The following is a 12,060-nucleotide window of genomic DNA, read 5'->3' on the forward strand; positions in this document are numbered from 1 at the left end:
TGCGCTCCCGCGACGGACGATCCCATGAGGGCGGTCTGAGCCGCCGACAATGCGCACTGACCGCTCGCCGTGCAACCTTAGGCGCCGGGCGACCGTCGCTCGGGGAGAGCCCACGCGACCGTGCACCTCCAACTCGACGGGAATCAGATCCGCACCGAGGCCGATTTCCATCGGCACTTGGCGGCGCTTCTGGACTTCGGTCCATTCCACGGCCGGAAGCTGGACACTTTGTGGACCGGTTGACCAGGGACGTTCCCCGACCGGTACATCTGGTCTGGGTTGCTGCCCAAGGTAGCCGTACGACCATGGGGACGGTGGCGTTCGAACGCATCGAACGCGTGCTGGGAGCGGTCGCCCAACAGGACGTCGACCGGCGTTGGGCCGACTGCTTCACGTACGAGCTGAGGTAGCGGTACGAGCTGAGGTAGCGGCTGGATCGGTGCACGGATCTGCCGGGACCCGTGCGCTGGCCACCTCCTACAGCCGATCTCCCAGGGTTGCTAGGGAGGAGGGGTGAGTGTGGGTGGGACCGAGCCGCAGTTGGGCTTCGTCCCCGCCCACGGCTTGTGCTTCAGGCCTTCTTCTGGCGGCCGACCGGGATGTTGAACCCCTGTTCGCGCAGCTGGTTAGCCCAGTTCCCGATCGTGCCGATTGATTTGCCGTACTTCTCCGCGAGTGCTTTGAACGAGCCGGCCGTGGTGAGGTCGGCGAGGAACTGCTCACCGCTGGGTCGGTCGCCCCGCCGGCTTGGCTCTGCCTCCGGCAGTGTCGTAACCGGAGCGGGTTTGGCTGCCTTGGCGGCGCGCCGACCGGTTGCCTTCGCGGACCGGCCTCGCTTGGGCCGCGGGTCCGGCGCCGGCGCGGCTACTGGCCCGACGGCGACCTCAGGTTCGGCTGCGGCTACCGGCTCATCGGCGGGCGCTGCCGGCGCTGCGGTCTCCACTTCGGGCACGGCTGCGGCGGGCTCGGCCGCAACCTCCGCGACGCTGTCTCCCGGTGCGATTGCCGCCGACACTTCTGCGACCGGCTTCACCGGTGCGGCCGGCTCGTCCACGGTCGTGGGGGCGCCGTTGTTGTCCGCGAGCGCCGCCGACAACCAAGCTATCGCACGCTGTTGCGCACTCGGGTCGAGCGGGGACAGCAGTTCGTACGCGACCTGCATCGCCTGGAGTTCTCGGAAAGCCATGCCTTATCCACCTTCAATGTTGCGGCCAGGGAACAGCGGAATCGTAAAGCCAGACGCGAGAAGCCCTTGCACGCGGATGACCAGTACGATCCCGTCTCGAGACCGTGATCACATCTGCCGCCGATCTGCGGCGTCGTTGGCGGACCGCCGAACGTCGCTGGTGGCGAGTTACCGCTGGTGTGCTCGCCTCGATCCGCCGTAGAGGTGGACGCGGTAATCGATGTCGTAGTCGGGCGTGCGGGAGATGAATCCGTCGGTTCGTATTTCGCCGTTGGCGATGAGTATCAGCCGGTCCTCGTAGTACCAGCTCGGATTGCAGGCACAGGTGGTGACGGTGAACCGAAAGTTCGCCCGGTACCGGCCGATCTGCCCCGGCCGGAGCCTGAACAGGCGGACCGGACCATTCTGGCGCGGGTAGGCAGCCCCGCCGGGTAGCCGGTCAACGACCAGCGTCGAGGTTTCCACACGCAGCCAAACGTCAAGCTCGCGAGCTCGCTCCACGTCGCCGCTGGCCAGCTTGGGCCATCTTGGGCATCGCTTCGGTAGGCTCGGGCGGGATTGGGGAGGGCACCGTGGCGATCAAGCGTTTGAGCTGGTCACTGGGCGTTGTTCTGGCGGCGGGGCTGGTTGGCGCCTGCGACGACGGGGCGGCGGAGAGCGCCCCTGCGAGCGCGCCCGCAAGTCCCGCCACGAGCGCGTCGGCGGCCGACCCACGACCGGCTCCCGGCCTGGCCGTGGAGACCGTCGTCGCCGGGCTCGAGCACCCGTGGGATCTCGGCTTTCTGCCTGACGGCCGGGTGTTGGTGACCGAGCGCCCGGCCCGGTTCAAGCTCGTCGACGACGGCCGGGCCCGGGAGGTGCGGGCCGACCTCGGTGACGTCTTCGTCGCGGGGGAGGGCGGGCTGATGGGGCTGGTGATCCACCCCGACTTCGCCCGGTCGCGCGAGTTCACGGCCTGCCAGACGCACCAGAGCAACGGTGAGCCGGTCGATGTTCGCCTGGTCACCTGGCGGCTCTCGGCTGACGCGGCGAGCGCGACCCGCGTACGGGATCTGGTGACCGGTCTTCCCATCAGCACGGGCCGGCATTCGGGGTGTCGTCCGACGATTGCCGCTGACGGCGCGCTGCTGGTCGGCACGGGTGACGTGGCCGAGCCGTCGCACCCGCAGGATCGCCGCAGCCTCGGCGGGAAGGTGCTGCGCGTCGATCTGCGTACCGGTCAGGGGCTGGCCGACAATCCGTTCGCGTCGTCGTCGAACGCCAACGAGCGGCGCGTCTACAGCTACGGCCACCGCAACATCCAGGGCGTCGCCGTGCGACCCGGATCGGGGCAGGTGTTCACCGCGGAGCACGGGCCGAGCGGCTTCGACGAGATGAACCGCATCCGTCCCGGCGCGAACTACGGTTGGGATCCCTCCCGCGGCGGCACCGTCGACACGTACGACGAAAGCGTTCCGATGACCGACCGCGAGCGCTTCCCCGACGCTGTGCCTCCGCTGTGGACCTCGGGCGAGACCTCGACCGAGGCGCCGTCGGGCGCCACGTTCCTCACCGGTGCACAGTGGGGCCCGCTGAACGGCCGGCTGGCCGTCGTCGCCCTGCGCGGCCAGAAGACCCTGCTGTTCCAACTCGGCGAGTCCGGTGAAGCGGTCGCCGACCTGGCGTTGCCCACCGAGCTCAACGACGCCTTCGGCCGGCTGCGCGGCGTGCGGAGTGGCCCCGACGGTGCCCTCTACATCACCACCTCGAACGGGACCGACGACCGCCTCCTGCGCGTCACGCCCCGCGCCTAGCGTTTCCGCGGGCTGCGCGGCCGAAGGCGCGGCTACCCGTGTGACCGTGTGGCGGTGACGGATCAAGGACAAAGGGTTTAGCTGAATAGATAGGCATGTTTCGATCCCTGTGATCATCTCATGGGGGTGGAATCGACATGTCCTTCGCGCGCGCTCGCTGGATCGCGGGCTTCAGCGCTCTACTTCTCGTCGGGACCCTGGCGCCGCCGGCCGATGTGCCGGCCCGGGCGGCCGAGCCCGGCGACGTTCCGGCCGTCACAGCGGGCCAGGCACCACAGCAGCGCGGCGTTCCCGCCGGAGCGGCCGGGATCAAGGCCCTTGCCGAGAGTGAACGGCCTCCGGTCGTACCGCCGCTGGTCGAAGCCGGCGGCAAGCCCGAGAGGGTGAGCAAGGCCGAGGTGGCCCGGGCCGCCGCGGCGGCTCCGGGTGAGACGTTCGTCGACGTGGTGCTGCGACCCGGCTTCGTGGTCGGCGACACCTCGCTGGTCGCCTACTTCAACGTCAAGGACGACGCGTTCGAGTCGTGGCGGGTCGATCTCTTCGACGCCGAGTCGCAGACCAAGCAGGAGTCGGTCGTGCTGGGCCGCGACCGGCTGGGCAACGACGGCTGCGGCGAGTTGCGCCGTTACTGCAAGTCGCTCGGGGTGGCCGAGGGCTGGCAGCTCGACGCGGCGAGGAACTACTTCGTCACGATCACCGGCATCTACCCGGACGGCGAGGTGCCGTCGGCCAACTCGGAGAACGCGCAGCCGCGCACCATGGTCGACCCACCGGCGATCCCGGACCGGCAGGCGGCCGGCTGCGGTTGTTCCGTCGCGCTCGGCATGACGTCGGCGAGCCAGGCCGTACGGGCGACCGGCGTCAACACCGGCACCGGAGGTTTCACGCTCAGCGAGATCGACCTGTCGATGTCCGCCTTCGGCGTTCCGTTCGAATCGGGCCGGGCGTACTCGTCGCTGAACACCGGCGCCTCGGCGTTCGGGCCCGGCTGGGCCTGGGTCTACGACATGAAGGTCACCGCCACCGCCGACGGCGCCCTGGTGCGGGCCGAAGACGGCTCGGACACGCTGTTCCGGACGGACGGCGACGGCTATGTGCGGCCGCCGGGCGTGCGGTCGACGCTGCGCAAGGCGGCCGACGGCTGGACGCTGACCACCCGCAACAACATCGTGTTCACCTTCGACGCGCAGGGCCGGCTGGTGTCGGTGCTCAACCCGCGCCAGGTGGGCCTGCGGCTCGCGCACACCGACACGAGCATCACCGTGACCGACGCGTCCGGGCACACCGCGGTGGTGAGGCTGGCCGCCGGCCTGATCGAGTCGATCACGCTGCCGGACGGGCGCAAGACGCAGTACTTCTACACCAACGGACTGCTGACCAAGGTCCGCGACGCCGTCGGCCAGGACTGGCAGTACAGGTACAGCGCGGCCCGTCTGCTCACCCAGGTGATCGACCCGCGCAAGGTGGTCACGGCCACCAACGAGTACGGGGAGACCGGTCGCGTCACCCGCCAGCTCGACGCGCTGGGCGCGGCCACGACGTTCGAGTGGAACGCCGCCAAGCAGGAGGCGAAGACCACCGACGCCGACAACGTGGTGGTGTGGGACGGTTACAAGGGCAACGTGCTGCTCTACTCGCAGCGCGGCAACGGCGACACCAACAGCCACCGGTACGACGGCACGTTGAACCGCAACCTGGTGGTCAACGGCAATCAGAACCAGCACGAGTCGCGGTACGACGCGGCCGGGAACCTGATCGAGCAGTTCGCGCCGGGCCGCAAGTTCAGCGAGAAGACCCAGTACGACGCCCGTAACAACCCGACCACCCACGTCGACCCCGACGGGCAGACGTGGAGGGACGACTACAACGAGTTCGACGAGCTGGTCAAGACCACCGACCCCGAGAACCACTCCATCACCTACACGTACGACGACCGGGGTCGCCCGCTGACCGTCACCAACCAGCGCGGCAAGGTCGCCCGCTACGAGAACATCCCGAGTGGGCAACTCAACGCGGGCCTGACCAAGGCGTCCGTCTCGCCGGAGGGGCGCCGGGTCGAGTTCGGCTTCGACAAGGTCGGCCGTCAGGTCACCGTCACCGACCCGCGCGGCACCGTGGCCGGGGCCAAGCGCGAAACCTTCACCACCCGCACCGTCTTCGACGACCTCGACCGTCCGGTGGCCGTCTATGCGCCGGGCAAGAGGAACCCGGCGACCAGCGAATACGACGCGGTCGGCCGTCTGAAGAAGACCACGACCCCGGGCGGAGTGGCGGTCTCGTACGCGTACTTCGACAACGGCCTGCCCAAGGCGACCTACGAGGCGCGGCGGACGCTGCTCTACACCTACACACCCGCCGGACGCCGGGCCACGTCCGCGGTCGACATGAAGCACGAGGCCGACCTGGTCACGAGCTGGACCTACAACGTCAAGGGCCTGGTCGAGTCGGTCACCTCGCCGCGCGGCAACGTGCCCGGGGCCGTCAAGGCCGACTTCACCACCACCTACCGGTACGACCACAACGACAACCTGATCCAGATGCGGCGGCCCTACCCGGGCGGCCAGGTGGTCGTGAAGGACTACCGGGTCGACGACCTCGACCGCAGCGTCGAGACGCTCGACGAGCTCGGCAAGTCGTCCACGTCCACGCGGGCCAACAGCGGCCTGGTCACCGGGGTCAAGGACAGCCTGGGCCGCACCTCGTCGATGTCCTACGACAGGGCGGGGCGGCAGACCGGCATCACCGACTCGGGCGGGGCGCAGACCAAGACCGAGTACGACGAGGCCGGCAACAAGGTCAAGACGATCTCGGCGACCGGCGGCATCACCACGTACGCGTACACGGACGACGGTCTTCTCTCGGCCGTCACCGAGCCGCGGGGCAACGTCGAGGGCGCCGACAAGGAACGGTTCACGACGCACTACGAATACGACCTCGCCGGCAACGCGACCAAGTCGATCGACGCGCTCGACCATGTCACCACGACGAAGTTCGACGCGCTCAACCGGCCGGTGTCCAGCACCGACGCGAACGGTCACACCACGCGCTACACCTACAACGACGACGACCAGCCGCGGACGGTCACGGCGCCGAACGCCGAGTACGACGCCGACGACCCGGAGGAGGAGTCGACCCTCTACTCGTACGGCGAGGACGGGGCGCTCTCGTCGGTCACCGACCCGCGGGGCAACCGGACCACGGTCTACTACGACGAGGCCGGGCGTCTGATCCGCAGCACCGACCCCATCGGGCGCAGCACGTTCACCAAGTACGACGCGGACAACAACCGGACCCAGACGATCACCCTCGACGAGGACGAGGAGATCGACGACCTCAGCTCGGCCGAGCGCGCCAAGCGGACCGTCTTCGACGAGTACGACATCGTCAATCGCCTGTCCAAGCGCACGACGGGCACCGGCGGCCCGGTCTACACCTGGGGCTACGACGCCAAGGACCGGACCACCTCGTACGGCGACCCGACCGGCGTACGGCAGGTCGGCTACGACGACGAGGACCAGATCAGGTCGGTCACCCGTAAGGAGGCCGGCCGCCCGGACGAGACGTTCGGCTACGACTACGACGCCCGGGGCAACATCACCAACCGGCAGTACCCGGACGGCACCACGGTGTCGTACGGCTACGACGCGGCCAGCCGGATCACCTCGCTGTCCACGCAGGGCACCACGTGGGGCTTCGGCTACGACGTGGCTGGCCGACGGACCAGCACCACCCTGCCCGGCGCCACCGGCCTGACCGAGAAGCGGGTCTACGACGACGCGGGACGGTTGACCTCGATCGGCACCGAGCGCACCGGTGACGCTGTCCCCGGCGTACAGGATCCGGTCTCGAAGTTTGATCTGACCCTCGACCCGGTCGGTAACCCGAGCCGCGTGGTGACCACCCGGGGCGGGGTCGCCGAGTCGGTGGCCTACAGCTTCGACGAGGCGGACCAGGTCGTGTCGGCCTGCTACGGCGTGGCGTCCTGCACCGACAAGACGGTCAAGCCGGTCGGCCGCATCGACTACCGGTACGACCTGGTCGGCAACCGCACCAAGCAGGTGCGGTCGGGCACGGCCGGCAACGACGTCACCGAGTACGAGTACGACGACGCCGACCAGCTGGTCGAGGAGGAGCTCGAAGGACCGAACCACGAGCGGGAGACCGAATACCGGTACGACGCCCGGGGCAACCAGATCAAGGCCGGCGGCGACCGGTTCGAGTACAACCTCGACAACACCCTCGCCAAGGCCACACTCGCGTCGGGGCAGTCGACGACGTTCGGCTACGACGCCACCGGGCTGCGGCTCGCCTCGACCACGACGTTCCAGCAGCAGACCTCGACCCAGCGCTGGTCGTGGGACGTGGCCGGGACCCTGCCGCAGATCGCGATCGACACCGTCGAGCAGGGCGGCGCGGTCGTCGAGAAGCGGGGCTTCGCCTACGGCCCGGACGACGAGCCGCTCGCGCTGCTCGACCCGGCCGCCGGGGTGCATGCCTACACGCACGACTGGCTGGGCGGCACGGCGAACCTGCTGTCGCCGACCGGCACGCCCGTGGCCGGCTACGACTACGACCCGTTCGGCAACCCGCGGGTCGGGCCCACTCTGGCCGGGCAGCAACTGCCGGAGGCGGGCGTCGAGAATCCGATGCGGTTCGCCGGCGCCTACCAGGACGACACGTCCGGGAAGGGCAACTACTTCCTGAGGGCGCGTAACTACGACCCGGGGACCGGCCGATTCGACAGCCGCGACGCGATGCCGACCGGGCAGGGCGCGGTGTCGGCCTACCGGTACGCCTCCAACAACCCGGTGGCCTACACCGACCCGACCGGCATGGTTCCGGACGCCGGCCCCACCACCACCTCACCGACGACGACACCCGCCGAGACGCAGGGCCCGTCGCCGGAGGATCTCGCCAAGGCCAACCAGCTGCAGTCCAAGAGCACCCTGGACGTGATCCTGGAGGCCGGCGGCCAGATCCTGATGGAGTTCCTGGGGATCAACGACATCCTCAACTGCCTCAAGGGTGACCTGGTCGCCTGCGTCTCGATGGTCGTCGGGGCGCTGCCGTGGGGCAAGATCTTCAAGGCCAAGAAGATCGCCGAGGCCATTTTCAAGGCCGGCAAAGCCGTGATCACCTTCTTCCAGGAACTGAAGTGGGCTCGCGCCATCATCAAGGGCGCCGAGGACGCGGCGAAGGCGGCCAAGGAAGCAGCGGCGGCAGCGGCCAAGGCCGCGGCCGAGAAGGCCGCGGCGGCCAAGGCGGCGGCGGAGAGAGCGGCCAAGAAGGCCGCCGCCGAAGCGCAGGAGAAAGCCAGGGCCGCGGCGGCCAAGGCCAAGGCGAAGACCAAGAAGGACGCGGGGGACGGGGCGGCCTGCCCGGTCGCGCACAGCTTCGTCGCGGGCACCCCGGTGCTGCTGGCCGACGGCACGACCAAGCCGATCGAGGAGGTCGAACCGGGCGACACCGTCGCGGCCGGCGATCCGTCGACCAGCCTCGACGACGCCGCCAAGCAGGTCACCCACACCATTCGCACCGACGACGACAAGCAGTTCGTCGACGTCCAGGTCGGCTCCTCGACCATCACCACGACCGAGCACCACCCCTTCTGGTCGGAGACCCGCAAGGCGTGGGTGTCGGCGGGCGACCTGCGCGAGGGCGAGCTGCTGCGCACCGCGGCCGGCACCTACGTGCAGGTCACGGCGGTCCGCTCGTACCAGCACAAGGAGGTCACCTATGACCTCACAGTCGATGACCTGCACTCCTACTACGTGCTGGCCGGCGCCGCGGCCGTTCTCGTCCACAACTGCGACATGGACGACCACGTCCGGGCGTCCAAGAACGCGGCCTACTCCAAGGACCCGCAGAACGCGACGGGTGGTGTCCTGCACATCGAGGGTAGGGGGTCGTTCGACCTCAGCTCCTCGTCACTGCACCCGGACGTCAAGGACGACATCCTCAAGTCCGGCGTCGGCCGCATGGACAACGGCGACTTCTACGGCTCCCACGTCGAGGTGCAGGCCGCCTTCCTGATGCAGAAATACGGCGGCGAGGGCGCGGTGGGCCGGCTGATGATCACCCATCCGCAAGGCATGTGCGGCTTCTGCCGCGGCAACGTGAAAGGCCTCCTCCCGGCGGCGGCGTCCCTGACCGTCCGATTCGGACGCAACGGCAAGTTCTACCAGGCCAGCCGGTATTTCGGCGGCTAGCCGAGATCCTTCCGAGGTGACGGCGGCGGCTCTTCGGGGCCGCCGCCGTTGCCCTTCAGGGGGCACAATGAGCGGGTGAATCCCGGAGAGATCCTTGCGGAGACCGACTGGTCCGCCGTCGAGAACAGGAACGGCCCGGCCGGCCCCGAGACCCCCGCTCGGCTTTCCGGGTTGACCGCCGATCCGGCGGCCGCGCTCTTCCACCTCACGCACGAGCTGATCGAATATCCGAACGTCTATTCGGCCGCCGTGCCGGCCGCCCGCTACGTGGCCGCGCTCCTGGACGACCCCCGAACCGGCGACGTCGAGCTGCGGGGCCGTCCCCTGCGAGCCGCCTTGCTGTCCTGGCTGGCGACCGTGGCCGACGCGGTCAGCGAGGCCAGGGAGCGCGACTTCGTCGACCTGGCCGGCTATTCGCCGATGGAATACCCCACGTCCACGTTCCGCAAGGTCCGCGAGATCCTCCCGGACCTGTCCACCGCCGTCTCCACCCGCCTCGACGACCCCGACCCGGTCGTCCGCGACGCGGCGGTCGGCGCCGCGGCCGTCATCGCCGCGGCCGGAGGATGGGAACCCGGGTAGCACGGTCAGGGCCAATATGGGAGATATGTCGGAAGCTGGACCCGCGCTGGGAGGGCCGGACCCTCCCAGCCGGATGTCATTTACCGCGCGCGGCGGGGCAGCTTCCAGTCGGGACGCGGGAAGTGGCAGGTGTAGCCGTCGGGGAAGCGCTCGAGGTAGTCCTGGTGCTCGGGCTCGGCCTCCCAGAACGGGCCGGCCGCGGTCACCTCGGTGACGACCTTGCCGGGCCACAGGCCGCTCGCGTCGACGTCGGCGATCGTGTCCTCGGCGACGCTCTTCTGGTCGTCGTTCTCGTAGAAGATCGCCGACCGGTAGCTGTCGCCGATGTCGTTGCCCTGACGGTTCTTGGTCGTCGGGTCGTGGATCTGGAAGAAGAACTCCAGCAGGTTCCGGTACGACGTCTTCGCGGGGTCGTACTCGATCTCGATCGACTCCGCGTGGCCCGCGTGGTTGTAGTAGGTCGCGTTGGCCACGTTGCCGCCGGTGTAACCGACCCGCGTCGAGACCACGCCGGGCTGCTTGCGGATCAGATCCTGCATCCCCCAGAAACATCCACCGGCGAGAATCGCCTTCTCCGTGGTCATGCCGCTCACCTCGTTCGTCGGTAAAAAGCCGCCTACCAACGCTACCCACCGGCGCGGCCGTGGCCACTGTCACCTCGGTCACCCGTTAACGTTTGGTGCAAACCAGGGTCGAACGGGCGATATTGCTGCTCGAATAGGCTACCGCGATCGTGAAGCAGTAGTTCAGCTTCTCGTTCAGGCCGTAGACGACGTAGTCACTGCTACCCGCCGCGAGCTGCTGGAACGGCTTCTGCGGCTGGCCCGCGCGCCCACCCGAGATCAAAATCGGGCCTTCAGAGTCTTTCGGGTACGTCCACTGGAGCGCGACGCTGTCGCGGCTGTCCCGCAGGCGCACGTTGGTGGGGGCGCCCGGGTCGGCCTTGGGCGGGGCGGTCGTGGGCGCAACCGAGGCGGCTGGGGCGGACGGCACGGCGGCGGGCGGTGGTGGCGTCTCCTCACCGTTCGCGTCCGGCAGCGTCAGCGCCACGACGGCGACAGCGGCGGCCACCCCGGCAACAAGTACGGCTGCCAGCAGGAACGGCTGACGACGGCGCGGTGGGGCCTCGGGGCCGGTGTCGGTGAGCTGGGGCAGGCGGCGCTCGGTGTTCGGCGGCAGCGCGAACGTGCTCGCGGGCGCCGACCCGATCGGCTGCGGCCGGCCGTCGGGGCCGTAGTCGGGGGCGCGCTGGCCCGGAATCGGCGGCGGGGTGTCGGCGCGAGCGTGCCGGCCGGTCAGGTCACCCGGGGCCTGATGCACGTCGGCCAGGTAGAGCGGCTGCTGATAGACGGTGCCGTTCGGGTCGGTGGGCCGGTTGTCGGGCGGCGGCCGCGACGGATCTTCATCGGGCACCGTGGGCCGCCGAGGAAACGGCACAGGGCGTACGCCCGGAGCGCCCACCGTCGTCACGCCCGGCGCTTCGGACTGCTCCACGCGCCCGCAGACGTGCTTGCCCGAGGGCGCGGCGGCGATGAGAGCGTCCATCTGCCGTACGAGAGGGTGGTCGGCCGGCAGGTAACGGGCGGACAGCTCCTGCGCCTTGAGTAGGTGATCACGCGACTCGGAGGCGCGGCCGCACTCGCGTTCCATCGCGCCCAGGCGGGCCAGCATCTTGATGCCGGGGGCCGACGCGTCGCCGTATCGCCGCACGTGACGGCGCCAGGCGGCCGAGAGACGCGACCGGGCCGCCGTGCAGTGACCGGCCGCGTGCTCGGCGGTGGCCAGGTCGGCCTCGGCCGCGAGCACGCGCGGGGAATCGGCGCCGTCGATCTCGGCGAGGTCGCCCACGAGCTGGCGATAGACCTGGGCGGCGCGGCTGTAGTGTCCGACGCGCTGCAGCACCGCCGCATGGGTGGCCGCCGCGGCGACCGTACGGTCGTGATGCGGGCCGTGCAGGCGTTCCTCGGCGGCGTGGGCGTACTCGGCCCAGAAACGGGCGCCCTCGTTGTCGCCGAGCGCGATGAGGATGCGGGCGTGCAGGGCGGCCGCTAGAGCGAGGTCGGGCGAGGCCCGGCGCGGGTCGGCGGCATCGGCCGGATCGAGCACATTGGCCAGCACGCGGCGCGCACCGGCAAGATCGCCGGCAGACGAGAGCGTCTGGGCGCGCGCGGTGAGTTCGGCGAGCGGAGGAGGGGCCATGTGCCCCATAGTGCTCGTCTGAACACTGTAGGTACAAGTCCACAGCCGCGAACTGCCGGTTGACCCGCGCAATCCGGACACTGTAGAACCC

The 12,060-nt window shown here is 69.6% G+C and carries 8 protein-coding genes; 4 read left to right on the plus strand and 4 right to left on the minus strand.

Features of this window, described 5'->3' with window-relative positions; genetic code table 11:
• The first annotated feature begins 120 nt into the window (after positions 1-120).
• Entirely contained in the window at positions 121-243 is a 123-nt protein-coding gene (locus EER30_RS49960; RefSeq protein ID WP_127501852.1) for a barstar family protein, read from the plus strand.
• Between the two features lie 328 nt (positions 244-571).
• Here EER30_RS49960 and EER30_RS19200 read toward each other — a convergent pair whose 3' ends face one another.
• Positions 572-1,186, minus strand: a complete 615-nt coding sequence (locus EER30_RS19200) for a hypothetical protein (protein WP_127501853.1) — start codon at positions 1,184-1,186, stop codon at positions 572-574.
• Positions 1,187-1,354: 168 nt separating this feature from the next.
• Positions 1,355-1,651, minus strand: a complete 297-nt coding sequence (locus EER30_RS19205) for a hypothetical protein (RefSeq protein WP_127501854.1) — start codon at positions 1,649-1,651, stop codon at positions 1,355-1,357.
• Between the two features lie 107 nt (positions 1,652-1,758).
• Here EER30_RS19205 and EER30_RS19210 point away from each other — a divergent pair, with 107 nt between their 5' ends.
• From EER30_RS19210 to EER30_RS19220, 3 genes are all read left to right on the plus strand, one after another.
• Complete coding sequence (locus EER30_RS19210; RefSeq protein WP_127501855.1) at positions 1,759-2,979, plus strand: PQQ-dependent sugar dehydrogenase; 1,221 nt, start codon at positions 1,759-1,761, stop codon at positions 2,977-2,979.
• A gap of 137 nt (positions 2,980-3,116) precedes the next feature.
• Complete coding sequence (locus EER30_RS19215) at positions 3,117-9,188, plus strand: RHS repeat-associated core domain-containing protein (protein ID WP_127501856.1); 6,072 nt, start codon at positions 3,117-3,119, stop codon at positions 9,186-9,188.
• Between the two features lie 75 nt (positions 9,189-9,263).
• A complete protein-coding gene (locus tag EER30_RS19220; protein WP_127501857.1) occupies positions 9,264-9,770 on the plus strand; it encodes a hypothetical protein in 507 nt (168 codons plus the stop codon).
• Between the two features lie 80 nt (positions 9,771-9,850).
• Here the strand turns inward: EER30_RS19220 and msrA are convergent, their stop codons facing one another.
• On the minus strand, positions 9,851-10,354 hold the full coding sequence (msrA, locus tag EER30_RS19225; protein WP_127501858.1) for a peptide-methionine (S)-S-oxide reductase MsrA: 504 nt from the start codon (positions 10,352-10,354) through the stop codon (positions 9,851-9,853).
• An 85-nt stretch (positions 10,355-10,439) separates the two neighbouring features.
• A complete protein-coding gene (locus EER30_RS19230; protein ID WP_240670143.1) occupies positions 10,440-11,969 on the minus strand; it encodes a fibronectin type III domain-containing protein in 1,530 nt (509 codons plus the stop codon).
• Positions 11,970-12,060: the final 91 nt, after the last annotated feature.

Source organism: Actinoplanes solisilvae, from assembly GCF_003999975.1.
Classification (GTDB): Bacteria; Actinomycetota; Actinomycetes; order Mycobacteriales; family Micromonosporaceae; genus Actinoplanes; species Actinoplanes solisilvae.